Genomic DNA, 26,265 nt, shown 5'->3' on the forward strand with positions numbered 1-26,265 from the left:
ACGGCAACGGCAACGGCAACGGCAACGGCAACGGCAACGGCAACGGCAACGGCAAAAGCTGCAGGGCTGCTGGTTGGGCGGGACGGGGTGGGTTGGCGGGAATCGCCGTGAATACGTCCGTGTAGGCTCGCCATCCGCATCCATGCGGATGAGCGTTCCCGCCAACCCACCCCGTCCCACCTTCGACAGGTCCCCGGCGGCCTTGGTAGCGCCGACCCGTGGTCGGCGGATCCGGGGGAGGGAGGGGTGGGGGAAGCATGGGGTCAGAGTCCTTTCGCGTAGCGAAAGGACTCTGACCCCTGCCGCTCTTCTTTGATTTTCATTACGCGGGTGGCGGCCACCGGAATCTGTCAGGGGGTCGGGCGGGGAGGCTATGCGGGGCCTTGAGCCGCAGGAGCGGCGAAGAGCTACAGGGACGTACTTGCGCGTGCCCCGTATAGCCTCCCCGCCCGACCCACCCCAGGCAGCCAGCTCAACAGCAGCCACCCGCAAGGGGGCTCACCCGTTCGCCCACCCGGCCAGCAGGAAAAGTCGAACAGGGCTTGCGCAGCGCAGCAGAATGCTGCATAATTCCGCTTCTGGTGCGGGGTGGAGCAGTCTGGCAGCTCGTCGGGCTCATAACCCGAAGGTCGCAGGTTCAAATCCTGCCCCCGCTACCAACTAGGCATCAGACGAGAGCGATTCCGGAAACGGAGTCGCTTTTCTCGTTTCAGAGCGCGCGACGCCGCGCGCAGCTTGCACCAACCCGGTGCAAGGTCTATCATCAGCGGGCTGGCGGTATATCTGATGGTTGGCTCTGCATGGAGCGCACCCATCCCGCCACCGGCTTCGACCAGAAGCTGGGCTTCGCAGGGGATCGCGTCAGCGCGCCCTGCGGCCGGAATCCAATGACCGGATTTCACCGGACAAAGGGCCCAGCGGGCCCTTTTGCATTTCCGGAACGGGCCCACCGCGGTCCGGATCTCTTCCACATTCAACAACAAGGCAGGCTGTGAGCGACAAGGCAACCGAAATCGCGAATCTGCTCGGCCCCACCGTCGATGCGCTGGGCCTGGAGCTGCTGGGCGTCGAATATCTGCCCGCACCCGGCGGTGCCACGCTGCGTCTGTACATCGACGTGCTGATCGCCGAGCAGGACGAGCGCACCATCAACGTCGAGGACTGCGAGCGCGTCAGTCGCGAAGTGTCCGCACAGATGGACGTCGAAGACCCGATCAGCGGCAATTACACGCTGGAAGTGTCTTCGCCGGGCGTTGATCGCCCGCTGTTCAACCTGGCCCAGTTCGGCCAGCACCTGGGGCAGAACGCCAAGGTGCAGTTGAAGCTGCCGCAGGACAATCGTCGCCGCCTGCAGGGCCGGATCGATTCGGTCGATGCGGAGCAGGGCACGATCAGCTTCACCGTCGACAAGACCACCCTGGTGGTGTCGGCTGACAACATCGACAAGGCACGCATCATGCCCGACTGGGTGGCGCTGGGGCTGGCCCCGAGCAAGCCGACCGGTCCGGCCAAGCGTCCGAAGCCGACCAAAAATCCATCCAACGAGCCTGCGGCCAAGAAGCCGCGCGCGGAGTGAGCCAATGAGCAAGGAACTTCTGCTGGTAGTCGACGCGGTCGCCAATGAAAAAGGCGTGCCGCGTGAAGTGATCTTCGACGCGATCGAGGCCGCCCTGGCTTCGGCGGCGAAGAAGCGCTACCCCGACGAGGAAGTGCTGGCGCGCGTGGTCATCGACCACAAGGACGGCACCTACCAGACCTTCCGCCGCTGGGAAGTGGTGGCCGACGACGTGGTCATGGAGTCCCCGGACCGCCAGATCCGCCTGATGGACGCCATCGACGAAGCCGAAGGCGTCGACGTGGGTGACTACGTCGAAGAACAGATCGAAAACCCGGACTTCGGCCGCATCGCCGCCCAGGCCGCCAAGCAGGTCATCGTGCAGCGTGTGCGCGAAGCCGAGCGCCAGCAGGTCGTCGATGCCTGGAAGGATCGCGTGGGCGAACTGATCACCGGTGTGGTCAAGCGCGCCGAGCGCGGCAACATCTTCGTCGACCTGGGCGGCAACGCCGAGGGCTTCATCCCGAAGGACAAGGGCATTCCGCGCGACGTGCTGCGTGCCGGTGACCGCGTGCGCGGCTACCTGGCCGAAGTGCGCTCCGAACCGCGTGGCCCGCAGCTGTTCATCAGCCGCGCCGCGCCGGAGTTCATGATCGAGCTGTTCAAGCTGGAAGTGCCGGAAGTCGGCCAGGGCCTGGTGGAAATCATGGCCTGCGCACGTGATCCGGGCGACCGCGCCAAGATCGCCGTGCTGGCCCACGACACCCGTACCGATCCGATCGGCGCGTGCATCGGCATGCGCGGTTCGCGCGTGCAGGCAGTGTCCAACGAGCTCAATGGCGAGCGCGTGGACATCGTGCTGTGGAACGAGAACCCGGCCAACTTCGTCATCAACGCGATGGCGCCGGCCGAAGTGCAGTCGATCATCGTTGATGAAGACAAGCACTCGATGGACCTGGCGGTCGCCGAAGACCGCCTGGCCCAGGCGATCGGCAAGGGCGGCCAGAATGTGCGCCTGGCCAGCCGACTGACCGGTTGGCAGCTGAACGTGATGACCCAGGACCAGGTCACCGCCAAGTCCGAAGCCGAGCAGACCTCGGCCCGCCAGCTGTTCATGGACAAGCTGGAAGTGGACGAGGAAATCGCCGGCATCCTGGTCAGCGAAGGCTTCGGTACCGTCGAAGAAATCGCTTATGTACCCGTCGGCGAACTGCTGGCGGTGGAAGGCTTCGACGAAGACATCGTCGAAGAACTGCGCGCACGTGCCCGTGACGCGCTGCTCAACGAGGCGCTGGCCGTTGAAGAAGGCCTGGAAGACGGCGTTCCTGCCGACGACCTGCTGGCCCTGGAAGGCATGGACGAGGTTACCGCCTACGCCCTGGCCAGCCATGGCGTGCGCACCGGTGAGGACCTGTCGGACCTGGCTGCCGACGAGGTGGTTGAATTCGGCATCGAGGGGTTGGACCAGGAGCGCGCCGCGGCGCTGATCCTGTCTGCCCGCGCCGAGGAGATCGCCCGATTGGAACGCGGCGAATGAGCCGGCAATGAACAGGGCCCTGAGCCGATCAGGGCGTAGAATCCGCGCTACCTCCACAAACGGGGGGGCGCCCTCAAGATCATAGGATCCGAATGTCGCAGCAAACCACCATCCGCAAGCTTGCCGAACTGGTCAATACACCGGTTGAAAAACTGCTGGAACAGCTGGCGGGTGCCGGCATGAAGTTCAGCGGTCCCGAACAGGTCGTGACCAGCACCGAGAAGGTGAAGCTCCTGGGCTTCCTTCGTCGTGCCCACGGCAAGCCCGAGCAGGCCGTCGAAGAAGCCACCGAGGCTTCCAAGAAGATCACCCTGAACCGCCGCAAGCACCAGGAAGTGACGGTGAACGCGGGTCGCAGCAAGACCACCGTGAACGTGGAAGTGCGCCAGAAGCGCACCTACGACAAGGCGGCCGCGCGCATGACCCCGGATGAGGAGCGCGCCGACATCCTGCGCAAGCTGGAGGAATCCCGCCAGCGCAATCTTGATGAACAGGCAGCGTTGGCGGAGAAGGACCGCCTGCGCGATGAAGCCATCGTGCGCAAGCGCGAGGAAGAAGTTGCCGCCAAGGAACGCGCCGAGGCCGAGAAGAAGGCCGCTGAAGAAGCCGCCATCGCCGCCAAGGCCGCCGAAGCCGCTGCTGCCAGCCGTCCGGCTGCCGCGCGTCCGGCTGCCGATGCCGCGCCGGCCGCAGCGCGTGCCGCGCGTCCGCCGGCTGGTGGCCCGTCCGCGCCGCCGCGTGGCGCCGCACCGCCGCGTTCGGATGACCGCAACAACCGCAGTCCGGCCCGTACCGACCGTCCGGGTGGCGATCGTTTCGCCGGCCAGATGCACCTGTCCGCCGCCGACCGTGCGCGCCGTGGCAACAGCAACAACAACAACAACCGTGGCCGTCCGGGCAGCCGTCCGCAGCCGGGTCGTCGCGACAGCCGCGGCAGCCAGAACAGTGGTCCGCACGCCTTCGAGCGGCCGACGGCGCCGGTCGTGCGTGAAGTGGCGATCGGCGACAGCATCACCGTCGCCGACCTGGCCGCCAAGCTGGCCCTGAAGGGCGGCGAAGTGGTCAAGGCGCTGTTCAAGATGGGCGTCATGGCGACCATCACCATGAGCATCGACCACGACACCGCGGCACTGGTGACCGAAGAGCTCGGCCACGTCGTGGTCCGCGCTGGCAATGACGACGTCGAAGAGGCACTGCTGGCCGCTACCGGTGAAGAGCGCGGCGAAGCCGTCCCGCGTCCGCCGGTGGTCACCATCATGGGCCACGTCGACCACGGCAAGACCTCGCTGCTGGATTACATCCGCCGCACCAAGGTCGCCACCGGCGAAGCGGGTGGCATCACCCAGCACATCGGTGCGTACCACGTGGAAACGCCGAAGGGCGTGATCAGCTTCCTGGATACCCCGGGCCATGCTGCCTTCACCTCGATGCGTGCCCGCGGCGCCAAGCTGACCGACATCGTGGTGCTGGTGGTGGCTGCCGATGACGGCGTCATGCCGCAGACCAAGGAAGCGATCCAGCACGCGCGTTCGGCGAACGTGCCGCTGATCGTGGCGATCAACAAGATCGACAAGTCCGGTGCCGACCCGATGCGCGTGAAGAACGAACTGCTCACCGAGCAGGTCGTCTCCGAAGACTTCGGTGGTGACATCCAGATGGTGGAAATCTCGGCCAAGGCCGGTCTCGGCATCGACGACCTGCTGGAAGCCATTTCCGTGCAGGCCGAACTGCTGGAACTGAAGGCCGTGGCCGACGGCCGCGCCAGCGGCGTGGTCATCGAATCCTCGCTGGACAAGGGCCGTGGCCCGGTCGCGACGGTGCTGGTGCAGCAGGGCTCGCTGAAGAAGGGCGACTACCTGGTGTGCGGCATCCAGTACGGCCGCGTGCGTGCGCTGTTCGACGAAACCGGCAAGCAGCCGGACCAGGCCGGTCCGTCGATTCCGGTGCAGGTGCTGGGTCTGTCCGGCGTGCCGGAAGCAGGCGATGATTTCGTGGTGGTCGAAGACGAGCGCCTGGCCAAGGACGTGGCGCAGCAGCGCGAAACCAAGCGCCGTGAATCGCGCCTGGTGCAGTCTGCCGGCAGCCGCATGGAAGACATCATGGCCACGCTCGGCAAGGGCGAGGGCCAGCAGGTCCTCAACCTGGTCATCAAGGCCGACGTGCAGGGTTCGGTGCAGGCGCTCAGCCAGGCGCTGGTCGGTCTGTCCAACGACGATATCCGCATCAATGTGATCCACTCCGGCGTGGGCGGCATCACCGAATCGGACGCCAACTCGGCGGTCGCTTCGAAGGCCACCGTGATCGGCTTCAACGTGCGTGCGGATGCTTCGGCCCGTCGCATCATTGAATCCAACGGCGTGGACCTGCGTTACTTCTCGATCATCTATGACGTGATCGACCAGGTGAAGCAGGTGGCTTCCGGTCTGCTGGGCGTGGAGATCCGCGAAGAGATCATCGGTATCGCCGATGTCCGCGACGTCTTCCGCAGCTCGAAGTTCGGCGCTGTCGCCGGCTGCATGATCGTGGAAGGCATCGTCAAGCGGAACAAGCCGATCCGCGTGCTCCGCGACAGCGTCGTGGTGTTCGAGGGCGAGCTGGAATCGCTGCGTCGCTTCAAGGAAAACGTCGACGAAGTCCGCAATGGTACCGAGTGCGGTATCGGCGTGAAGGCGTACAACGACGTCAAGCCGGGTGACCAGATCGAGTGCTTCGAGCGTATCGAAGTGCCGCGCACCCTGTAAGGCTGCAAGGGACCGGGCCGAAAGGCCCGGTCCTGCTTCAAGGCATCACCGTGTACCGTGTCACCCCCCAAATAAAAGAGCCCTGCCGCGTGCCCAAGACTTTCCATCGAACCGACCGTGTTTCCGCCCAGATCCGCCGCGAACTTGGCACCCTGGTGCACAACGCCGTGCGCGAACACGGGCTGCCCTCGGTCAGCGTGTCCGATGTGGAAATCACCCGCGACATGTCCCATGCCAAGATCTTCGTGACCGCGCTGATGGCCGAGCGCTCCGAAGAAGCGATGAAGGGCCTGAAGGAACTGGCCTGGCACCTGCGCATGGAGCTGGCGCGTGCGATGAAGCTGCGCCATGTGCCCGAGCTGCATTTCCATTACGACGATTCGGTCGATCGCGGTGAGCGAATCGACAACCTGCTGCGTGAACTGCCCGACACCGTCGCGGCGGAAAAGAAGCGCGAAAGCGACGAAGAATGATCCCCGCGCGGCGCTGAGCCTTGCTCGGTGACTGCGCAGCCGTTCCCGGATCATGACCGCCGAGCGTGGCTCGGCGCTACCGAAGTTGGCGTTCCCCGATGAAACCCCGCATTCAATTCCGTCGCCTGGACGGCATCCTGCTGCTCGACAAGCCCAGCGGCATGAGCTCCAACGCGGCCCTGCAGGTCGCCCGTCGCCTGTTCCGTGCGGAAAAGGGCGGCCACACCGGCAGCCTGGATCCGCTGGCCACCGGCCTGCTGCCGCTGTGTTTCGGCGAGGCCACCAAGATCGCCGGTCTGCTGCTCGGCTCGGCCAAGGCCTACGACGCGGACATCGTGCTTGGCCAGACCACTGACACCGATGACGCCGAAGGCCAGGTGCTGCTGCAGCGCCCGGTACCGCAGATCAGTGCCGATATGCTGCAGGCCGCGCTTGCCGCGCAGACCGGCCATATCCGCCAGCGTGCCCCGATCTATTCCGCGCTCAAGCAGGGCGGTGAACCGCTGTATGTGAAGGCGCGTCGCGGCGATGCCATCGAAGCGCCCGAGCGCGAGGTGGAAGTGCGCTCCATCGAGGTACTGGAGCAGCAGCCGGATCGCCTGCGGCTGCGCGTGACCTGTGGGTCCGGCACGTATATCCGCAGCATCGCCCGCGACCTCGGCGAGGCGCTGGGCTGCGGTGCGCACATCAGTGCACTGCGTCGCCTTTGGGTGGAGCCGTTCGCTGAACCGGCGATGGTCACCCTCGACCAGCTGCGCAGCCTGGCCGATTCCGGTGATGAAACCGGCATGGATTCCCTGTTGCTGCCGCTTTCGGCTGGCTTGGTGGACTATCCCCGGGTCGACCTGGATGAACAGCAGGCGGCACGCTTCTGCCTGGGCCAGCGCCAGCGCGATACCCGCTGGCCGCAAGGCCTGGTGGTGGTGCATGGCGCCGATGGCGCGGCCTGCGGGCTGGGTCAGGTCGATGAAAGCGGCCTGCTGGCGTCCCAGCGACGCTTCAATCTGTGACATTCCCCGGGGCCATTCAGTCCCGGACCTTGTTCCGGGAGGGCGCTCCCGTTACAATTTTGCGGCCCTTTCACGGGCAACCTGCGTCGTGCAGGATCATCATCAGCCTACGGCGAGCCAAGCGGTGCGTGAACACGTTCCTGCTGGCCCCGCATCAGAAGAGAAAAGAAAATGTCGATCGACACCCAGAAGGTTATTGAAGACAACAAGCGCAGCGCCGCCGACACCGGCTCCCCGGAAGTCCAGGTCGCCCTGCTGACCGCCCGCATCGAACTGCTGACCGGCCACTTCAAGACCCACAAGAAGGATCACCACAGCCGTCGTGGCCTGCTGCAGATGGTCAACCGTCGCCGCAGCCTGCTTGACTACCTGAAGAAGAAAGACGTGACCCGCTACAAGGGTCTGATCGAAAAGCTTGGCCTGCGTCGCTAAGCAACGAATCCTCCGCGGCGCAGCGATGCGCCGCGGTTTTGTTTTGTAGCACCGTAATACCCATCGCATTCAGACCGGAACGACCGGTCACCCGCAGGCGGCACGGGTCGCCGACGGTCCATTCGCAGACAGCATCCCAAGGACACCCTCCGTGGCAAAAATCACCAAAACCTTCCAGTACGGCAAACACACCGTCACGCTTGAGACCGGCGAAATCGCCCGCCAGGCCGGCGGTGCCGTCATCGTCAAGTTCGACGATACCGTGCTGCTGGTCTCCGCCGTTGCCGCAAAGAGCGCGCGTGAGGGCCAGGACTTCTTCCCCCTGACCTGTGACTACCAGGAGAAGTTCTACGCCGGTGGCCGTATCCCGGGTGGCTTCTTCAAGCGTGAAGGCCGTGCGACCGAGAAAGAGACGCTGATTTCGCGCCTGATCGATCGCCCGATCCGTCCGCTGTTCCCGGAAGACTACAAGAACGAAGTGCAGATCATCGCCACGGTGATGTCGCTGAACCCGGACATCGACGGCGACATCGCCGCGCTGATCGGTGCCTCGGCCGCGCTGTCGCTGGCCGGTACCCCGTTCAAGGGCCCGATCGCCGCTGCCAAGGTCGGTTACAAGAACGGTGAGTACATCCTCAACCCGACCGTGACCGAACTGAAGGATTCGGAGCTGGAACTGGTTGTCGCCGGTACCGCCAATGCCGTGCTGATGGTGGAATCCGAAGCCGCGCTGCTGTCCGAAGAAGTGATGCTGGGCGCCGTGACCTTCGGTCACCGCGAAATGCAGAAGGTCATCAACGCGATCAACGAGCTGACCGTGGAAGCCGGCACCAAGCCGTCGACCTGGGTCGCCCCGGCCAAGAACGACGTGCTGATCAGCGCCCTGCAGGAAGCCATCGGCCCGCGCCTGGGCGAAGCCTTCCAGGTGCGCGACAAGCTGCAGCGCCGTGACGCCATCTCGGCGATCAAGAAGGACGTGGTCGAGTCGCTGGCTGGCCGCGTGGCCGCTGAAGGCTGGAACCCGGCCGAGCTGTCGAAGGAATTCGGCGAGCTGGAATACAGCACCATGCGCAACTCGGTGCTGGACACCAAGGTCCGCATCGACGGCCGTGCGCTGGACACCGTCCGCCCGATCGCCGTGAAGACCGGCATCCTGCCGCGCGTGCACGGTTCCTCGCTGTTCACCCGCGGTGAAACGCAGGCCATCGTGACCATCACGCTGGGCACCGCCCGCGACGGTCAGGTGATCGACGCCGTGTCCGGTGAGTACAAGGACAACTTCCTGTTCCATTACAACTTCCCCCCCTATTCGGTGGGTGAGACCGGCCGCATGATGGGCCCGAAGCGTCGCGAAATCGGCCACGGCCGTCTCGCCAAGCGCGGCGTGCTCGCCGTGATGCCGTCGCTGGAATCCTTCCCGTACACCATCCGCGTGGTGTCGGAAATCACCGAATCCAACGGCTCCTCGTCGATGGCCTCGGTCTGCGGTTCCTCGCTGGCCCTGATGGACGCCGGCGTGCCGGTGAAGTCGCCGGTCGCCGGTATCGCCATGGGTCTGGTCAAGGAAGGCGAGCGCTTCGTCGTCCTGTCCGATATCCTGGGTGACGAAGATCACCTGGGCGACATGGACTTCAAGGTGGCCGGTACCGCTGAGGGCATCTCCGCCCTGCAGATGGACATCAAGATCGAAGGCATCACCGAAGAGATCATGAAGCAGGCACTGCAGCAGGCCAAGGCCGGCCGTCTGCACATCCTGGGCGAGATGGCCCACGGCCTGACCGCACCGCGCCAGGAGCTGTCGGACTACGCGCCGCGCCTGCTGACCATCAAGATCCACCCGGACAAGATCCGCGAAGTGATCGGCAAGGGTGGTTCCACCATCCAGGCCATCACCAAGGAAACCGGCACCCAGATCGACATCCAGGATGACGGCACCATCGTCATCGCTTCGGTCAATGCCATCGCTGCGCAGGCTGCCAAGGCCCGCATCGAACAGATCACCTCGGACGTCGAGCCGGGCCGCATCTACGAAGGCAAGGTCGCCAAGATCATGGACTTCGGCGCCTTCGTCACCATCCTGCCGGGCAAGGATGGCCTGGTGCACGTGTCGCAGATCTCCAGCGACCGCGTCGAGAAGGTCGGCGACGTGCTGAAGGAAGGCGATGTGGTCAAGGTCAAGGTGCTGGAGGTCGACAAGCAGGGCCGTATCCGCCTGTCGATGAAGGCCGTCGAAGAAGGCGAGGGCGTGTCTGCCGAGTAATCGGTCGCCATCCTTCTGCTGGAATGAAAAAGCGGGCTTCGGCCCGCTTTTTCTTTGCCTGTCGCCTGGCGTGGAACGCAGCGCCTGTCCGGCTCGCGTATCTGGCAATGCAGGAAGTGCGCAGCGGCCTGGTTGGCGATTCATCTGCGCCCGCCGCAATTGCAGCAGGCAGCAGATAGCGTGGGCGGCCGGTATCTGCCTGCTTGAGCAGGGCGTGGGAATGGACGGGATGGGGTGCTTGCCGGGCAATAGTGCCGGGCAGCGGTGCCGGGTCAGGGCGGGGCGTCGTCTTCGTCAATGCCGCGCCACCATGCGCGGCCCTGGGCCGGTAGCGGCAGCTCGTTATCGCATGCGCTGACCGACGCCACGCGGCGGCCAACTCCCGCCGCCGCCCAGTCACCCAGCAGGCGCATCACCGCGGTCCGTCCCTGTGCGCCGATGCCGAGACTGCGCTCGGGGTGCCAGTCATCGTTGCCGGCCTCCTCCAGGTCGGCATCGTCGCGTTCGTGGGTGTGCGGCGCGCCGTAGCTGCAGCGCAGGCACAGGTGGCGGACCGACAGGGTCCAGTCTTCCACGTAGCCGATACCGGGCAGGGTGGCCTGCTGCAGCTGCTCAAGCGCATCGGCGTCCGGGCACTGGATGAACACCGCGAAGGTGCGATGATCGGAGCGTTCCAGAACCTGCAGCGCATTGAACACCGGTACGTCTGCCTCGCCCGACCAGCGCGTGCCGGTGGATGCGCCATCATGCAGCACGATGTCGGCGAAGCGATGGCCGGATTCCGGCAGCGGGACATTCAACAGCCGGGCACGAACCGGATCGATGCGCTGGACGAAGACGGTTTCTCCATCGGCCCACGGGTTGAGGCGCACGCAGGCAATGCCGAAATCCGCATTGATCGGACCATCGCCGGCAGGAATATCGATGCCGCAGCGGGCCCATTGACGCCGCGCCTGTTCCCAATCGCCGCACCCGGTCGCGGCGATGGCGGCATTCCATGCACTGGCAGGGTCGAAGTCGGACTCCAGGGCCTGCGCACGCAGGTTGTGCTGCAGCGATGCACTCCAGTCGCGCAGATACTTGTTGGCCAGCCCGCGCATGTAATGCAGGGCGCCGTCATCGGGATGCTGCGCGGCCAGGCGGGCGAACGCAGCGTCGGCAGCGTGCAGTTCGCCTGCGTCGAACAGCGCATGGGCGTGTTCGCGCAACGTGCCGGCGGTACCGTCGCCCGGATCCGGTGAGGAACTCACCGCGGATCGGCCCAGACGCTGTTCGGTTCGCCATCGCGGGCGCGGCGCGTGGTGGCCCGCGCCACGACGGCCAAACCGACCGCCATCGCCAGTGCCACCGCATCCACCCAGAACAGCGCCCAGTGACCGTGGCCGGCGCTGCTCCACCACCACCAGCCACTCAGCGCGCCATGTGCCAGCGGCACCAGTGCGGTGACCACGGCGGCCGCCCAGAGCAGCTCGCGCGCGGCCTGCGCCGGTCGACGCAGCGCGGCCCATGCGGCGCACGCGCCCCAGGTCAGGAAGCATACCCAGCGGATGCCTGCATCCACCGCTTGCGGTGCCACGCGTTCCAGCACCTGTGCGGCGACGAAAGCGGCCGAGATCGCCACCACCAGGCCGATGCAGACCCCGACCGTGGCACGTGCCATGTTGACCTGCGCGCGGCCCTGTTCGAGCTGCCTGCGCTTGCGCCGCGATTCAATCCACAACAGGTTGCCGGAGTAGAACAGGAAGGCGCCGCCGAGGCCCAGCAGGAAGTACAGCCAGGCCACCACGCCGTTGCCGAACTCACCGAAGTGCAGCGCATAGGCCGCGCTCAGGGTGGCGTGGTTGGCATCGCGGCGGCCCGGCAACTGGCTGGCCAGCAGGCGGCCGCTGGCGACATCGAAGGCGACTGCGCCGGCCGGCCCCAGCGTGCCTTCGGATTCGCCGGTGATCTCGATCGTGGCGTTGGCGTCGCCGGCATTGGCCAGTTTCAGGTAGGCCGGCTCGAAGCCCTGCACGCCCTGGTCGCGGGCCACCTGCAGCGAACGTGCATGCAGGTCGGCCAGGTTCACCGCGGTGCCCGGCGCGCCGCTGGCCGCACGCACCGGCGCGGTGTCCATCGCCGCCGGCACCGCCTGCAGCAGCTTGCCGTCGTAGATCAGCGGGTTGAGCAGGGCCATCTGCAGGAACACCAGGCACAGCAGTGCGCCGGTGACCGCGAACATCAGGTGGAAGGGCAGGCTGAGCACGCCGATGACGTTGTGCGCGTCCTGCCAGAACTGTTTCAGGTTGCGGCCCGGGCGCAGCGCGAACAGGTCGCCGGCCAACTTCGGCAGGTGGATCACCAGCCCGCTGAGCAGCGCCACGCCGTACAGCAGGCTGACGATGCCCATCAGGTAGATGCCGGCCACCGGCAGGCCCAGCGTGTAATGCAGTTCATTGACCAGTTCGGCCAGGCCGGTCTGCGGCGGGGTGACGCTGCCGTCGTAGTGGTCCAGCCAGGCGTATTGCCAGATCCCCTTGGCGTCCTGCCAGTAGGCGATCGGCTGCGGATGGTCGCCGCCGGGGAAGGTCATGCCCATGTGCGCGCGCGCGGCGGGATGCCGCTCCAGCACGCCGTCGAGCAGGCGCTGCGCGTCGGCCAGGGTCGCCGCGGGCTGGTCCACCGATGCCGGCGTCTGCCACAGCGGGATGTCGTGGTGGAACACCGTCAGCGCGCCGGCGTAGAAGGCCACGAACAGCGCGAAGCCGGCCACCAGGCCGACCCAGGTATGCAGCGTGGTGAAGGTGCGCAGGGTCTGCGAGCTGAACTTCATGCGGTGATTCTCATTGCACCGCGCCGGTCAGGCGCAGCAGCCATAACAACAGGAAGCCGCCGGCGGCGCAGGCGCTCATCACGATCCAGGCGCGCGTCCCGCTGCGGAAGCTGAAGGCCCACACCGCCGCCAGCATCCACAGCGGAATGAAGGCGATCAGGCTGGGTACCAGCGCGGTGGCCCACGGGCCCGGCGGCAACCACGCCGCCAGCCCGGTGACTGCCGCGGCCACGAACAGGCCGGCGATGAGTCCGGCAAACGCGCGCGGCCACATCAGCGCGGCTTCCTGGCAGGCAACGCGGCCGGACGGTGCCAGGCGGCCAGGCTGGGCAGCAGCATGGCGGTGGCCATCCACACGCACAGGGCGACCACCAGCCCCGCGCCGACACCCAGGTTGGCCATCCACAGCCACAGCCCGGCCACGGCGGCCACGGTGCCGATCTCGCGGCCCAGGCGGCCGGCGCGGTGCAGGCGCGGCCAGCGGCAGTGCGGGGAGGCGGCATAGAACGCCAGCGAAGACAGCGCGGTGGCCAGCAGCGCCAGCGAGCAGAAGCCCAGCGAGGACAGTCCGATGGTGGGTACCTGCATCAGCGTGCAGCTCCGGCCGGGCATGACGTGGAACGACGAACGGAAAGCGGGGTCATCGGGAATCCGGAGGGCAGGGAGGCAACACAACGCACGCGTATGGTAATCATTGACTTTTACGTGATCCAGTATCCGCTATTCAGGCGGCTGCCTGCGCTGCGCTTGGGCTTTGTGCCGCGCTGGTTTAAGATCGACCACAGCCAACCCACTGGATCCAGGTGGCCCGCGCCAAGCGCCGGCCGAGCGTGTGACATGAGCACTACCATCACCCCCTGCTGACCTGCACCCGAAGGCCCCCCTCCAGGCGCCGTCGTGGCGCTTTTTTATTGCCCGGGCCTGGCCCGGATCCGCATTCCAGCCCGCCGCGCGGGCACAGCATGAAGCCATCCTGATGATCACGATCACCCTTCCCGACGGCAGCCGCCGCGAATTCGAACATCCCGTCAGCGTCATGGAGGTGGCCCAGTCGATCGGCGCCGGCCTGGCCAAGGCCACCATCGCCGGTTCGGTCGATGGCGTGCTGGTCGATGCCAGTGACGTGATCGCCAAGGACGCGACCCTGCGCATCATCACCGCCAAGGACGAGGAGGGCGTGGAGATCATCCGTCACTCCAGCGCGCACCTGGTCGGTCATGCCGTGAAGCAGCTGTATCCGGATGCCAAGATGGTGATCGGGCCGGTCATCGCCGAAGGCTTCTATTACGACATCCAGTCCGAGCGTCCGTTCACCCCGGATGACCTGGCGGCGATCGAAAAGCGCATGGGCGAGCTGATCGCGCAGGACTACGACGTGGTCAAGAAGGTCACCCCGCGCGCCGAAGTCGTGGAGATCTTCAAGGCCCGTGGCGAGGACTACAAGCTGCGCCTGATCGAGGACATGGCCGACGACATCCAGGCGATGGGCATGTACTACCACCAGGAATACGTGGACATGTGCCGTGGCCCGCACGTGCCGAACACGCGCTTCCTGAAGGCCTTCAAGCTGACCCGCATTTCCGGCGCCTATTGGCGCGGCGATGCGCAGAACGAGCAGCTGCAGCGCATCTACGGCACCGCCTGGGCCGACAAGAAGCAGCTCGATGCGTACATCAAGCGCATCGAAGAAGCGGAGATGCGCGACCACCGTCGCATCGGCAAGCAGCAGGACCTGTTCCACCTGCAGGAAGAGGCCCCGGGCCTGGTGTTCTGGCACCCGAAGGGCTGGGCGCTGTGGCAGGTGGTCGAGCAGTACATGCGCAAGGTGTACCGCAGCACCGGCTACGGCGAAGTGCGCTGCCCGCAGATCCTGGACGTGTCGCTGTGGCAGAAATCGGGCCACTGGGACAACTACCAGGACGCGATGTTCTTCACCGAGTCGGAGAAGCGTACCTACGCGCTCAAGCCGATGAATTGCCCGGGTCACGTGCAGGTGTTCAACCAGGGGCTGCACAGCTACCGCGATCTGCCGATCCGCTACGGTGAGTTCGGCGCCTGCCACCGCAACGAGCCCTCCGGCGCGCTGCACGGCATCCTCCGCGTGCGTGGCTTCACCCAGGACGACGGTCACGTGTTCTGTACCGAAGACCAGGTCGAGGCGGAAGTGACCGCCTTCCACCAGCAGGCGCTGGCGGTGTACCAGCACTTCGGCTTCGAAGAGATCCAGATCAAGATCGCGCTGCGCCCGGAATCGCGCCTGGGCGATGACGCGACCTGGGACAAGGCCGAAGGCGCGCTGCGCTCGGCGCTGTCCAGCTGCGGCGTGGAGTGGCAGGAACTGCCGGGCGAGGGCGCCTTCTACGGCCCGAAGATCGAATACCACCTGAAGGATGCCATCGGCCGTACGTGGCAGCTGGGCACCATGCAGGTCGATTTCATGATGCCCGGCCGCCTTGGCGCCGAGTACGTGGATGAGAACAGCCAGAAGAAGCACCCGGTGATGCTGCACCGGGCGATCGTCGGTTCGATGGAGCGTTTCATCGGCATCCTGATCGAACACCACGCCGGCCAGTTCCCGGCCTGGCTGGCGCCGACCCAGGTGGTGGTGGCCAACATCACCGATGCCCAGGCTGAATACGTGAGCGAGGTTCGCAAATCCCTTGCGGATCAAGGCTTCCGGGTGGTCGCCGATTTGCGTAATGAGAAGATCGGTTATAAGATTCGCGAGCACACGCTTCAGCGCGTGCCGTACCTGCTGGTCATTGGTGACCGCGAAAAGGAAAACGGCGCCGTGGCGGTGCGTACGCGTTCCGGCGAGGACCTGGGCAGCATGAGTCTCCAGGCCTTCATTGAACGGCTGCAGGCCGAGGGCGCGTAATCAAAGGTCCGGTCCGTGTGCAATGGCGCGCGGGCCGGTTCGATACCCTTGGGAGATTGCAATATCAGTACCCCTGACAATAAACAGAATCGCAAGAATCAGGAAATCCGTGTGCCGCGCGTACGCGTGATCGGCAGCGACGGCGAAATGATCGGCGTGCTGACGCGCGACGAAGCCTTGGCGATGGCCGAGGAAGAAGGCCTGGACCTGGTTGAAATCCAGCCGCAGGCGGATCCGCCGGTGTGCAAGGTGATGGACTTCGGCAAGTTCAAGTTCGAAGCCCAGAAGAAAGCCAGCGAAGCCAAGAAGAAGAGCAAGCAGGTCGAGATCAAGGAAGTGAAGTTCCGTCCGGTCACGGACGAGGGCGACTACCAGATCAAGCTGCGCAAGATGCGCGGTTTCCTCGAAGAGGGCGACAAGATCAAGGTCAACATCCGCTTCCGTGGCCGTGAAATGAGCCACCAGGAACTGGGTCGCGAGATGGCCAACCGGATCGAGACCGATCTGGGCGAGGACATCGTGATCGAATCCCGTCCGCGCCTGGAAGGCCGCCAGATGGTGATGATGATTGCTCCGAAGAAGAAGACATAAGGCCGCACGGGCTGCCCTTCGCGGGCGCCTGGCAGCTGAATGCAACGGGAGGAGGGCGCCGATGGCGCCTTTCTGCTTTTCCGGCCACCGGCCACCGGCGTGACGTGCCGGGCGTTGCCCAAGGCCCATTTCCCCTGTATGATTGCCGGCTCGACCCATCAGGAGGGGTCGTACGCGGATCATGGCAGGACGGAAAGAGTGGCCCAGGCCACCGCCAGATCAGTCAGAAACCAGGGTCAAATCCCATCAAGGACATAGCAATGCCCAAGATCAAGACCAACCGGGCGGCGGCCAAGCGTTTCCGCAAGACCGCCTCGGGCAAGTACAAGTGCGGCCACGCCAACCGTAGCCACATCCTCACGAAGAAAGCGACCAAGCGTAAGCGTAACCTGCGTCAGACGAATCACGTCCGCGCAGAAGACGCCGGCCGTCTGGACCGCATGCTCCCTTACCTCTGAGGAATTAACACATGGCACGAGTAAAGCGTGGCGTACAGGCGCGTCGCCGCCACAAGAAAATCCTGACTCTGGCGAAGGGCTACTACAATGCCCGTCGCAAGGTCTTCCGCGTTGCCAAGCAGGCCGTCATCAAGGCCCAGCAGTACGCGTACATCGGTCGTAAGCAGAAGAAGCGTAATTTCCGCTCGCTGTGGATCACCCGTATCAATGCCGCGGCCCGCATCAATGGCCTGAGCTACAGCCGTTTCATGAACGGCCTGCTGAAGGCTGGCATCACCCTGGACCGCAAGGTGCTGGCAGACATCGCCGTGCACGACGCGGCCGGTTTTGCCGCGCTGGCTGAAAAGGCCAAGGGCGCTCTGGCGGCATAAGTCCTCCTCGGTCGTTGCCGTTGACGCAACGCCCGCAGGTAAGGCAATGCATGGGGAAGGGCGCAAGTCCTTCCCCATTCTTTTTTGTGCGGTGGCCAGCGCAGCGCGCGGCGGCCGGACAGCGGTGGCGACGGGGGTCGGCCCTTCGCGCATCGCGAGGGCATATCCGACCCGAGGTTCCGGCACCCCATGAGTGACATCCAATCCCTGACCGCCCAGGCACTGGCCGATGTGGCTGCCGCCCAGAGCCCCGATGCGCTGGAACAGCTGCGCGTGGCCCTGCTGGGCAAGAGTGGCAGCATCACCTCGCAGCTGAAGCAGCTTGGCGCCTTGCCGGCCGACGAGCGCAAGGCCGCCGGCGAAGCCATCAACCGCGCGCGCGACACGCTGACCACTGCGCTGGCCGAGCGCAAGGCCGTGCTCGAAGACGCCGCCCTGGATGCGCGCCTGTCCGCTGAAGCCATCGACATCACCCTGCCGGGTCGTCGTGGGGGCCGCGGTGGACTGCACCCGGTGACCCGGACGCTGGAGCGCATCACCGAAATCTTCGGTCGCCTGGGCTATGAGTTGTCCGAAGGCCCGGAAATCGAAGACGACTGGCACAACTTCGAAGCGCTGAACTTCCCGCCGCACCATCCGGCGCGCGCGATGCACGACACCTTCTACTTCGGCGATGGCCGCCTGCTGCGCACGCATACCTCCGGGGTGCAGGTGCGCTACATGGGCGAGCACGCACCGCCGCTGCGCATGATCGCCGCCGGCAAGGTCTACCGCAGCGACAGCGACCAGACCCATTCGCCGATGTTCCACCAGGTCGAAGGCCTGCTGGTGGACGAGCACTCCACCTTCGCCGATCTCAAGGGCACCCTGTCCGAGTTCGTGCGTGCGTTCTTCGAGCGCGATTTCGAGATGCGTTTCCGTCCCAGCTACTTCCCCTTCGTTGAACCCGGCGCGGAAGTGGACATCGCCTGGCAGCAGCCCGATGGCAGCACCCGCTGGCTGGAAGTGCTGGGCTGCGGCATGGTGCATCCGAACGTGCTGCGCAGCGTCGGCATCGATCCGGAGCGCTACACCGGCTTCGCCTTCGGCCTGGGCGTGGAGCGGTTCGCGATGCTGCGCTATGGCGTCAACGACCTGCGCGCGTTCTTCGAGAACGACGTGCGCTTCCTGCGCCAGTTCGCGTAAACACTATCGGTAGTGACGACCACTGGTCGTCAACGAGGACGGAACAACATGAAATTCTCCGAAAACTGGCTGCGCAGCCACGTCCCCACCACCGCCTCGCGCGATGAACTCAGCGCCGTGCTGACTGCCATCGGCCTGGAAGTGGAAGAGGTCGACGCACTCGGCGGTGGCCTGGACCACGTGGTGGTCGCGCGCATCGTGGAAGCCGTGCGCCACCCCGAAGCCGACCGCCTGCAGATCTGCCAGGTCGATGCCGGCCGCGGCGAACTGCTGCAGATCGTCTGCGGCGCGCCGAACGCGCGTCCGGGTCTGGTCGCTCCGCTGGCGATGGTCGGTGCGCAGATCGGTGCGTTGAAGATCGGCGCGGCCAAGCTGCGCGGCGTGGACTCCAACGGCATGCTGTGTTCGGCCAAGGAGCTGGGCCTGGATTCCGATGCCTCCGGCCTGTTCGAACTGCCTGATGATGCCCCGGTGGGGCAGGGGCTGGTCGAGTACCTCGGCCTGCCCGACGCCAGCATCGAGATCAAGCTGACCCCCAACCGCGCCGACTGCTTCAGCGTGCGTGGCATCGCCTTCGACGTGGCGGCCGCCACCCGCAGCGAGGTGGTGCCGTTCGCCGCCGATGCAGTACCGGCCACCGGCGCCCGCGAACTGGCGATCGAGCTCAATGCCGGTGCCGAAGCGCCGCGCTACCTGGGCCGCGTGATCGAAGGGGTCAACGCTGCCGCCAGGACCCCGTTGTGGATGGCCGAACGCCTGCGCCGCAGCGGCGTGCGTCCGGTGTCGCTGCTGGTGGACATCACCCAATACGTGATGCTGGACCTGGGCCAGCCGATGCACGCCTATGACCTCGGCACGCTGAGCGGACCGATCGGCGTGCGCCGTTCGCGCGCGGGCGAAAGCTTGAAGCTGCTCGATGGCCGCGATGCCGCGCTGGACGACAGCTTCCTGGTGGTCACCGATGCCGACCGTCCGGTCGGCCTGGCCGGCCTGATGGGCGGCTTCGACACCCGCGTCACCGATGCCACCACCGATGTATTCCTGGAAGCGGCGCACTTCGCGCCGGCGGCGATCATGGGCCGCGGCCGCAAGCTGGGCCTGCACACCGATGCCGGCCATCGCTTCGAACGTGGCGTGGATCCGGCGCTGCCGCGCGCGGCGATCGAGCACGCGACCGCGCTGGTGCTGGAGCTGGCCGGTGGCACCGCCGCACCGGTGACCGAAGCACTGCGCGCGGAAGACCTGCCGTCGCCGGCGCCGATCGCGCTGCGCCGTGCACGCATCACCCGCGTGCTGGGCATCAGCATCGAAGACGCCGAAGTGGAGCGCATCCTGCGCGCGCTGGGCATGGACGTGGTGGCAGCGGGCGAAGGCTGGCAGGTCACCGCGCCGAGCCGTCGTTTCGATATCGCCATCGAAGAAGACCTGATCGAAGAACTGGCCCGTATCCACGGCTACGAGCAGATCCCGACCACGCTGCCCGGCGGTGCCGCGCGCGTTGCAATGCCCACCGAAACCCGCCTGGAAGAGCTCAGCGTGCGTCGCCAGCTGCTGGCGCGCGAGCTGCAGGAAACCATCAATTTCGCTTTCGTCGATGCGCAGCTGCTGCAGCAGTGGCAGCTGGTCGACGACCTGGTGCCGCTGGCCAATCCGCTGTCGGCCGAACTGGCGGTGATGCGTCCGGCGCTGCTGCCGGGCCTGGTCGCCACGCTGGGCCGCAACGTGGCCCGCCAGGCCGGTCGCGTGCGCCTGTTCGAGATCGGCCGTGCGTTCGCCGCGCAGGCCGGCGAAGGGGCGCCGGCGCCGCTGGAAACCCAGCGCGTGGCCGCCGTGGTGTGTGGTGATGCCGATGCCGAGCAGTGGGGCCTGGCCGCACGCAAGGTGGACTTCCACGACCTGAAGGGCGACCTGGAAGCCCTGGCCGCCGCCAGCGGTGCCGAGCTGACCTTCAAGCCCTCGGCGCAGCCGTACGGGCACCCGGCGCGTTCGGCCGATGTGTACCGCGGCGAGGTGCGCCTGGGCTGGATCGGCCAGATCCACCCGCGCCTGGCCAAGGCGATGGACATCGATATGGACGTGTATGCGCTGGAGCTCGACCTGGCGCCGTTGGCCGCCCGTGAACTGCCGCGTGCCAGCGAGCTGTCGCGGTTCCCGGCCGTGCGCCGCGACCTGGCCGTGCTGGCCCCCGATGCGGTCGCCTGGACCGATCTGGCGGCCACCGTCAGGCTGGCCGCCGGGCCGCTGCTGCGCGAGCTGAACCTGTTCGACCGGTACGTCGGGCAGGGGGTCGAGCCGGGCTTCAAGAGTCTCGCTATGGGCTTGATTTTGCAGGACAAGTCGCGCACTCTGACGGACCGCGACGTGGACGCGGTGGTGACCGAGGTGGTCGCCGCCATCGAGCGTGAACACCACGCCCGGATCCGCGGTTGAGCGGGCAGCACCCAGGGGTAAGCAGGCGATGGCACTGACCAAGGCTGAAATGGCCGAAAAACTGTTCGACGAAGTCGGCTTGAACAAGCGTGAAGCCAAGGAATTCGTCGACGCGTTCTTCGATGTGCTGCGTGAAGCATTGCAACATGGACGTCAGGTAAAGCTGTCCGGCTTTGGCAACTTCGACCTGCGGCGCAAGAACCAGCGCCCGGGTCGCAACCCGAAGACCGGTGAGGAAATTCCGATTTCCGCCCGCACGGTAGTCACCTTCCGTCCGGGCCAGAAGCTCAAGGAAAGGGTGGAAGCGTATGCTGGATCCGGGCAGTAACAGAGAGCTTCCGCCGATACCGGCAAAGCGCTACTTCACCATCGGTGAGGTCAGTGAACTGTGCGACGTGAAGCCGCACGTGCTGCGCTACTGGGAAACCGAGTTTCCCAGCCTGGAGCCGGCCAAACGCCGCGGCAACCGTCGCTATTACCAGCGCCATGACGTGCTGATGATCCGGCAGATCCGCAGCCTGCTGTACGAACAGGGCTATACGATCGGCGGTGCGCGGTTGCGGCTGGATGGCGCCGATGCGCGTGGCGAAGCCGCGCTCAGTCAGCAGATCATCAAGCAGGTCCGCGTGGAACTGGAAGAAGTGCTGCAACTGCTTCGCCGCTGATTCTTTTTTCGCGTTGATCCGCTATACTTCACGGCCCGCTTCAACGGCGGGGCAACATCGCAGATATTCGGGGCGTAGCGCAGCCTGGTAGCGCATCTGCCTGGGGGGCAGAGGGTCGTCGGTTCGAATCCGGCCGTCCCGACCACTGTGATGAAAGAGGAGGCTCGTGCAGCAATGCGCGGGCCTTTTTTGTGGTTCGAAAACGTGATGGATCATCGGTAGCGCCTAGCCGTGCTCGGCGAGCGCAGCGGCCGGGAAGCAGGAGCATGACGGCCAGCGGCCGTCACTACCGGAGCGGGGCCGTCAGGCGTCCACCATCGCCGCCAGGGCCTCCGCCGCCAACGGTTCGGCGAACAGATACCCCTGCAGCTGGTCGCAGCCCAGTTCGGTCAGCACCTGCCGTTGCTCCATGCTTTCCACGCCTTCGGCGACGGTGGTGTAACCCAGCCCCTTGGCCAGTTCGATGATGGCTTTGGCTTTCAACCGCGCGCCCGGATCATCGGCCAGGTGGTCCACCAGTGATTTGTCCATCTTGATGGTGGAAATCGGCAGTCGCGAAAGGTAGCCGAAGTTGCTGTAACCACTGCCGAAGTCATCGATCGCCACGCGCACGCCCACGCCGGCCAGGCGTGCCAGCTGGTCACCGGCGACGGTATTGGCACGCAGCCATTCGCCCTCGGTGATCTCGATTTCCAGCAGCGACGCCGGCAGGTCACGGGCGGCCAGCTTCTGCAGCAGTCGTTCGGCCATGCCTTCGGTGGACAGGTCCGAAGCGGCCAGGTTGATCGACAGGCACAGCGGTATGCCATCGCGCTGCCACGCCGCCAACTGGTCCAGCGCCGCATCCACCACCCAGCCACTGACCGCCGGCATCAGCGCAGTGCGCTCGAACACCGGAATGAACTCGGCCGGCCCGACCGGACCCAGCCGCGGATGGTTCCAGCGGATCAATGCTTCGGCGGACACCACCTTGCCGGTCAGGGTGTCCACGCGGGGCTGGAACAGCAGGTAGAACTCTTCGCGGCGCAGTCCACGTTCGGCATCGGCGGCCAGCCGGTAGCCACGCCGCAGCAGTTCATCGCGGCGCTCGGAATACCAGCAGAAATCCTTGCGCGTGCTGATCGCCGCCTGCACGCCGACCAGCAGCTTGCGCAGCACGTCGTTGCTGCTGTCGGTGGTGGGATCGAAAGCGCAGATGCCGGCGTGGAACTGCGGCGACATCGGTACCGCGGCGGCCATCACCGGGCGGATGATGCGCTGCTTCAGCTCCAGCAGCAGGGCTTCGACGTCGTCCTGCGTCGGCAGGTCGATTAGAAAAGCGAAGCGGCTGACGCCGACATGGTAGACATCGGTGATGTCTTCCAGCGCTACGCGCAGGCGGACGCCGGAACGATGCAGCATCGCTTCCAGTGGCGGCATGCCCAGCGCCTGGCCGGCTTCGTCCAGCCGCGGCACGTCCAGTACGTCCAGCATCACCGCGTACATCGTGCCTGCGCTGGCGCGCGCAACCAGGCCGTCGTAATCGATATGGAACTGATGGCGGTTCGACAACCCACTGACCGGGTCCTGGCGACCGGACAGGCGGCGCAGTTCCAGTTGGCTCATCGCCATCGCCGCCAACGTCTTCAGGTGCTGCCGATCGTCTTCGCTCAGATCGCGCGGCGTCGGCCCCATGACGCACACAGCGCCGATGGCGACACCGTTCTTCGCGATCAGCGGTGCGCCGGCGTAGAAGCGCAGGTGCGGAGCGCCACAGACCAGCTCATTGTGTGCGAACCGCGGGTCATCGGCCAGGTCGGGTACGACCATGACGTCCGGCGATGCGATGGTGTAAGAGCAGATCGAAGAGCGGATATCGGTGCCGGTGATCTGCAGGCCAACCTGCGATATGAAGCGCTGCGTATCCACGCCGACGATCGATACGAAGGCGACGGGAGCGTCGAAGGCGAACGCCGCCAGCTGGGTAATGCGGTCCAGTGATGCGCCCGCTGCCGCATCCAGCACCTGCAACGCGCCGACAGCCGTCATTCTTTCCTGGGCTTTCAGTTCCTCTGACAACTGCGTCATGGGCAGAGAGGCTCGGTGCTCACGCGGTGGTAACGAACGACAGAATGCGCCTTTACGCATCAACGTGGTGTCCACGCGCTGATCTGCCGCGTATTCAGCCGAATCGCATGCGCTGCGCGGAGGGCATCGGCAGGAAACGCCATAGCCCGAAGGTGTAACGGCGCTTCACCTCGTCCTCAGGTAAGGTACTTGCCTCGGTAACCCTGCCAACCGCGCCATGGTGCGTCGTTGATGGGTGCCGGATCCAATGCCCCTCCCGGGGGCTCAACCTGAGGGCCGTTTCCCCCCATGAGTATTTCCCAATCCACTGCGGCATCGCCGGTTTCGGAGCGCGCTGCGCTGAAACGCTCGGTGTCCAACACGCTGAAAGGCTCGGCCGGCAACCTGGTCGAGTGGTACGACGTCTACGTTTACTCGGTGTTCGCCAAGTACTTCGAATCGCAGTTCTTCTCGGCCGACGACAAGAACTCCACGATGTACATCTGGGGCATCTTCGCCGCGACCTTCCTGATGCGCCCGATCGGCGCCTGGTACTTCGGTCGCTTCGCCGACCGCTACGGCCGTCGCCTGGCGCTCACCGTGTCGGTCAGCGTGATGGCCGCCTGTTCCTTCCTGATCGCCATCGCACCCACCGCGGCGTCCATCGGCATCTGGGCGGCGGTGATCCTGCTGTTCGCACGCCTGCTGCAGGGCTTTGCCACCGGCGGCGAGTACGGCGCCAGTGCAACCTACATGTCCGAAGCGGCCGTCCCCGGCTGGCGCGGCTTCCTGTCCTCGTTCCACTACGTCACCCTGGTCGGTGGCCATGTGCTGGCGCAGGCCGTGCTGCTGGTGATGCTGCTGTCGTGGGATACCTCGCACGTGTCCGAGTGGGGCTGGCGCGTGGCGTTCGGCATCGGCGGCATTGGTGCGCTGGTGGTGTTCTGGCTGCGTCGCACGATGGATGAATCGCTGAGCGCGGAGTCCATCGAAGCGGCGAAGGACGGCAAGGCCAAGGCCAGCGGTTCGATGCGCGAACTGTTCGTCAACCAGTGGCGTCCGCTGCTGCTGTGCTTCCTGATCACCGCCGGCGGTACGGTGGCGTTCTACACCTACACCATCAACGGCCCGAAGATGATCCAGACCGCCTTCGCCGGCGACGACGTGATCACCGGTACCTGGATCAACCTGGGCGTGCTGACCTTCCTGATGCTGCTGCAGCCGCTGGGCGGACTGCTGTCCGACCGCATCGGCCGCAAGAGCCTGCTGGTGTTCTTCGGTGTGGGTGGCGTGCTGTACACCTGGTACCTGGTCACTGCCTTGCCGCAGCAGACTTCGGCGCTGTCGGCGTTCCTGATCCTGGCGACCGGTTTCGTGATCCTGACCGGCTATACGTCGATCAATGCGGTGGTCAAGGCGGAACTGTTCCCGGCCCACATCCGCGCCCTCGGTGTCGGCCTGGGGTATGCGCTGGCCAACTCGCTGTTCGGCGGCACCGCGCCGCTGCTGTACCAGGGCGCGCTTAAGGCCGGTCGCGTCGATGAGTTCGTCATCTACATCACCGCGGTCATCGCCGTGTCGCTGGTGGTCTACATCTTCTTCCTGAAGAACAAGGGACCGAACTGGCTGGACGGTACCCGCAAGTAATACGCACGTGATGCGTTGAACACGAGGCCCGCGCCGAAAGACGCGGGCCTTTTCATTGCGGCCGTGGAGCGCACCATGCTGACGCGGCCTGCACGCGGCGTGCACTGTGCCGATGCTGGCGTTGCCGCACTCTGGGCGTGTAAGCCAACGCACTGGAGCAGCACCGATGAATACCCCTGGAAAACAGAAACCGTCCTGGCGCCAGAGCCATTACCTGATGATTGCGTTGGCCGTGGTGCTGGTGATCGTAGGAATCACCCTGTTCGCACCGTGGTAAATCACCGGGAACCATAAGCCTGTTCGACGCCCCGTCGGTGCCGACCTTGATCGGTACTGCGGGAGAACAGCCGACGGCAGACGCACTGCACGTCGGCTTCATTCTCAATCGAAATAGGTGGAAATCCCGAGCCCGGCCTGCAGGTCCGGGCTGTCGTTATCCAGCCCGGCATCCACCGATGCATCCAACTGGACCCGATCGGTCCACATCCAGGTCAGCCCGCCACCGGCCACCGATTCCCGCGGTGCTCCGCGCGCCTTGGTCACACCGGCCTCCAGGAAAGCGGACAGGCGCGGCGTGAGGGTCAGCGACACGCTGGGCGACCACACCGTGCTGCGCTCGCCGTCTCCGCGGCTGTGACTGGCATACAGCGCGCCGGTCCATTTCTCGCTGAAGTCGTGTTCATAGCTCCCCGCCAGCGCGTACTGTCGCCCTTCGCTGAACGCTGCATCGCTGCGCGCCACCGTGGCCGACGCCAGCAGTGCCCAACGGTCGGTATCGCGGCTGGTCGGCACTGCCCACTTCAGGGCGAGTTGAGTATCGCCGCCGCCGCGCGTGCGCGTGCTGTCCGTGCCGGGCAGGCGGCTGCGCTGGCGCTGCCAGGGCGAGCCGGACAACTGCACTTCCCAATGTTCAAACAGGCCGGTGCGCAGGGTGACATCGCCGGAGAGCTGCTCGGTGCGAAGCCCATCGGCATCGCGGTCGCGCTCGTAGGAGGGCAGGCCCAACTCCAGTGCCAACGCGCCGCGCGGCACGATTCCGGTGCCCAGGCCGATCCCCGGGCGGTCAAACGACGGCGGTTCGTCGGCCTGCTGGGCCTTCAGCGGGCTGCTGGCGAAGAGAGCGGCACAAACCACCGCGGCCAGGTATGTGCTTCGCATCGGAGCATCCAACAGG

22 protein-coding genes and 2 tRNA genes are annotated in these 26,265 nt (G+C 65.7%); 18 read left to right on the forward strand and 6 right to left on the reverse strand.

Annotated features, from left to right (window positions below):
• The first annotated feature begins 582 nt into the window (after window positions 1–582).
• The 8 genes from RTX79_RS12495 (at window position 583) to pnp (ending at window position 10,008) form a co-directional block, all read left to right on the forward strand.
• Window positions 583–659, forward strand: a tRNA-Met gene (locus RTX79_RS12495).
• Window positions 660–991: 332 nt separating this feature from the next.
• Entirely contained in the window at window positions 992–1,576 is a 585-nt protein-coding gene (rimP, locus tag RTX79_RS12500) for a ribosome maturation factor RimP (protein WP_042613003.1), read from the forward strand.
• Window positions 1,577–1,580: 4 nt separating this feature from the next.
• Window positions 1,581–3,092 carry a transcription termination factor NusA gene (nusA, locus tag RTX79_RS12505; RefSeq protein ID WP_042613002.1) on the forward strand — a complete coding sequence of 504 codons (1,512 nt, stop codon included), beginning with the start codon at window positions 1,581–1,583 and terminating at the stop codon, window positions 3,090–3,092.
• A gap of 92 nt (window positions 3,093–3,184) precedes the next feature.
• Window positions 3,185–5,833 carry a translation initiation factor IF-2 gene (gene infB, locus RTX79_RS12510; RefSeq protein ID WP_312684044.1) on the forward strand — a complete coding sequence of 883 codons (2,649 nt, stop codon included), beginning with the start codon at window positions 3,185–3,187 and terminating at the stop codon, window positions 5,831–5,833.
• Between the two features lie 89 nt (window positions 5,834–5,922).
• Complete coding sequence (rbfA, locus tag RTX79_RS12515) at window positions 5,923–6,306, forward strand: 30S ribosome-binding factor RbfA (protein ID WP_123699669.1); 384 nt, start codon at window positions 5,923–5,925, stop codon at window positions 6,304–6,306.
• Window positions 6,307–6,404: 98 nt separating this feature from the next.
• On the forward strand, window positions 6,405–7,316 hold the full coding sequence (truB, locus tag RTX79_RS12520) for a tRNA pseudouridine(55) synthase TruB (protein WP_312684045.1): 912 nt from the start codon (window positions 6,405–6,407) through the stop codon (window positions 7,314–7,316).
• 171 nt (window positions 7,317–7,487) lie between these two features.
• Window positions 7,488–7,748: a 30S ribosomal protein S15 gene (gene rpsO / locus RTX79_RS12525; protein ID WP_057507957.1), complete on the forward strand. Its 261-nt coding sequence runs from the start codon at window positions 7,488–7,490 to the stop codon at window positions 7,746–7,748.
• A gap of 151 nt (window positions 7,749–7,899) precedes the next feature.
• Window positions 7,900–10,008: a polyribonucleotide nucleotidyltransferase gene (gene pnp / locus RTX79_RS12530; protein ID WP_057507958.1), complete on the forward strand. Its 2,109-nt coding sequence runs from the start codon at window positions 7,900–7,902 to the stop codon at window positions 10,006–10,008.
• A 272-nt stretch (window positions 10,009–10,280) separates the two neighbouring features.
• Here pnp and RTX79_RS12535 read toward each other — a convergent pair whose 3' ends face one another.
• From RTX79_RS12535 to RTX79_RS12550, 4 genes are read right to left on the reverse strand one after another with little or no spacing between them, the layout of a single operon-like run.
• Window positions 10,281–11,258, reverse strand: coding sequence for a hypothetical protein (locus RTX79_RS12535; RefSeq protein ID WP_312684047.1), 978 nt, complete (start codon window positions 11,256–11,258; stop codon window positions 10,281–10,283).
• On the reverse strand, window positions 11,255–12,820 hold the full coding sequence (locus RTX79_RS12540; RefSeq protein WP_312684049.1) for a PepSY-associated TM helix domain-containing protein: 1,566 nt from the start codon (window positions 12,818–12,820) through the stop codon (window positions 11,255–11,257). The genes RTX79_RS12535 and RTX79_RS12540 overlap by 4 nt, the downstream gene beginning before the upstream one ends.
• Before the next feature lie 10 nt (window positions 12,821–12,830).
• Window positions 12,831–13,094, reverse strand: coding sequence for a hypothetical protein (locus RTX79_RS12545; protein ID WP_057507962.1), 264 nt, complete (start codon window positions 13,092–13,094; stop codon window positions 12,831–12,833).
• Window positions 13,094–13,408: a hypothetical protein gene (locus RTX79_RS12550; protein ID WP_057507963.1), complete on the reverse strand. Its 315-nt coding sequence runs from the start codon at window positions 13,406–13,408 to the stop codon at window positions 13,094–13,096. Before RTX79_RS12550 ends, RTX79_RS12545 begins: the two co-directional genes overlap by 1 nt.
• A gap of 388 nt (window positions 13,409–13,796) precedes the next feature.
• Here RTX79_RS12550 and thrS point away from each other — a divergent pair, with 388 nt between their 5' ends.
• From thrS to RTX79_RS12595, 9 genes are all read left to right on the forward strand, one after another.
• The gene (gene thrS / locus RTX79_RS12555; RefSeq protein WP_312684052.1) at window positions 13,797–15,698 is read left to right on the forward strand and encodes a threonine--tRNA ligase; all 1,902 of its coding nucleotides are present in this window, start codon (window positions 13,797–13,799) and stop codon (window positions 15,696–15,698) included.
• Window positions 15,699–15,746: 48 nt separating this feature from the next.
• On the forward strand, window positions 15,747–16,289 hold the full coding sequence (gene infC / locus RTX79_RS12560) for a translation initiation factor IF-3 (RefSeq protein ID WP_080335080.1): 543 nt from the start codon (window positions 15,747–15,749) through the stop codon (window positions 16,287–16,289).
• Between the two features lie 260 nt (window positions 16,290–16,549).
• The gene (gene rpmI / locus RTX79_RS12565) at window positions 16,550–16,747 is read left to right on the forward strand and encodes a 50S ribosomal protein L35 (RefSeq protein ID WP_002811096.1); all 198 of its coding nucleotides are present in this window, start codon (window positions 16,550–16,552) and stop codon (window positions 16,745–16,747) included.
• Between the two features lie 11 nt (window positions 16,748–16,758).
• On the forward strand, window positions 16,759–17,118 hold the full coding sequence (gene rplT / locus RTX79_RS12570) for a 50S ribosomal protein L20 (protein ID WP_003484828.1): 360 nt from the start codon (window positions 16,759–16,761) through the stop codon (window positions 17,116–17,118).
• A gap of 189 nt (window positions 17,119–17,307) precedes the next feature.
• Window positions 17,308–18,303, forward strand: a complete 996-nt coding sequence (locus RTX79_RS12575; protein WP_057507965.1) for a phenylalanine--tRNA ligase subunit alpha — start codon at window positions 17,308–17,310, stop codon at window positions 18,301–18,303.
• A gap of 48 nt (window positions 18,304–18,351) precedes the next feature.
• Window positions 18,352–20,733, forward strand: coding sequence for a phenylalanine--tRNA ligase subunit beta (pheT, locus tag RTX79_RS12580; RefSeq protein WP_312684054.1), 2,382 nt, complete (start codon window positions 18,352–18,354; stop codon window positions 20,731–20,733).
• A gap of 28 nt (window positions 20,734–20,761) precedes the next feature.
• Window positions 20,762–21,061, forward strand: a complete 300-nt coding sequence (locus tag RTX79_RS12585) for an integration host factor subunit alpha (protein ID WP_042612988.1) — start codon at window positions 20,762–20,764, stop codon at window positions 21,059–21,061.
• Complete coding sequence (locus RTX79_RS12590) at window positions 21,042–21,398, forward strand: MerR family transcriptional regulator (protein ID WP_042612987.1); 357 nt, start codon at window positions 21,042–21,044, stop codon at window positions 21,396–21,398. Before RTX79_RS12585 ends, RTX79_RS12590 begins: the two co-directional genes overlap by 20 nt.
• Before the next feature lie 68 nt (window positions 21,399–21,466).
• Window positions 21,467–21,543, forward strand: a tRNA-Pro gene (locus RTX79_RS12595).
• Window positions 21,544–21,701: 158 nt separating this feature from the next.
• On the opposite strand, the gene RTX79_RS12600 is transcribed toward RTX79_RS12595, so the two are convergent.
• The gene (locus RTX79_RS12600) at window positions 21,702–23,426 is read right to left on the reverse strand and encodes a putative bifunctional diguanylate cyclase/phosphodiesterase (protein WP_312684056.1); all 1,725 of its coding nucleotides are present in this window, start codon (window positions 23,424–23,426) and stop codon (window positions 21,702–21,704) included.
• A gap of 327 nt (window positions 23,427–23,753) precedes the next feature.
• Here RTX79_RS12600 and RTX79_RS12605 point away from each other — a divergent pair, with 327 nt between their 5' ends.
• The gene (locus RTX79_RS12605; protein WP_057507967.1) at window positions 23,754–25,091 is read left to right on the forward strand and encodes an MFS transporter; all 1,338 of its coding nucleotides are present in this window, start codon (window positions 23,754–23,756) and stop codon (window positions 25,089–25,091) included.
• Window positions 25,092–25,472: 381 nt separating this feature from the next.
• Here RTX79_RS12605 and RTX79_RS12610 read toward each other — a convergent pair whose 3' ends face one another.
• The gene (locus tag RTX79_RS12610) at window positions 25,473–26,249 is read right to left on the reverse strand and encodes a transporter (protein WP_312684057.1); all 777 of its coding nucleotides are present in this window, start codon (window positions 26,247–26,249) and stop codon (window positions 25,473–25,475) included.
• Between the last annotated feature and the right edge of the window lie 16 nt (window positions 26,250–26,265).

Origin of the sequence: Stenotrophomonas chelatiphaga (assembly GCF_032054965.1) — a bacterium.
Taxonomy (GTDB): Bacteria; Pseudomonadota; Gammaproteobacteria; order Xanthomonadales; family Xanthomonadaceae; genus Stenotrophomonas; species Stenotrophomonas chelatiphaga.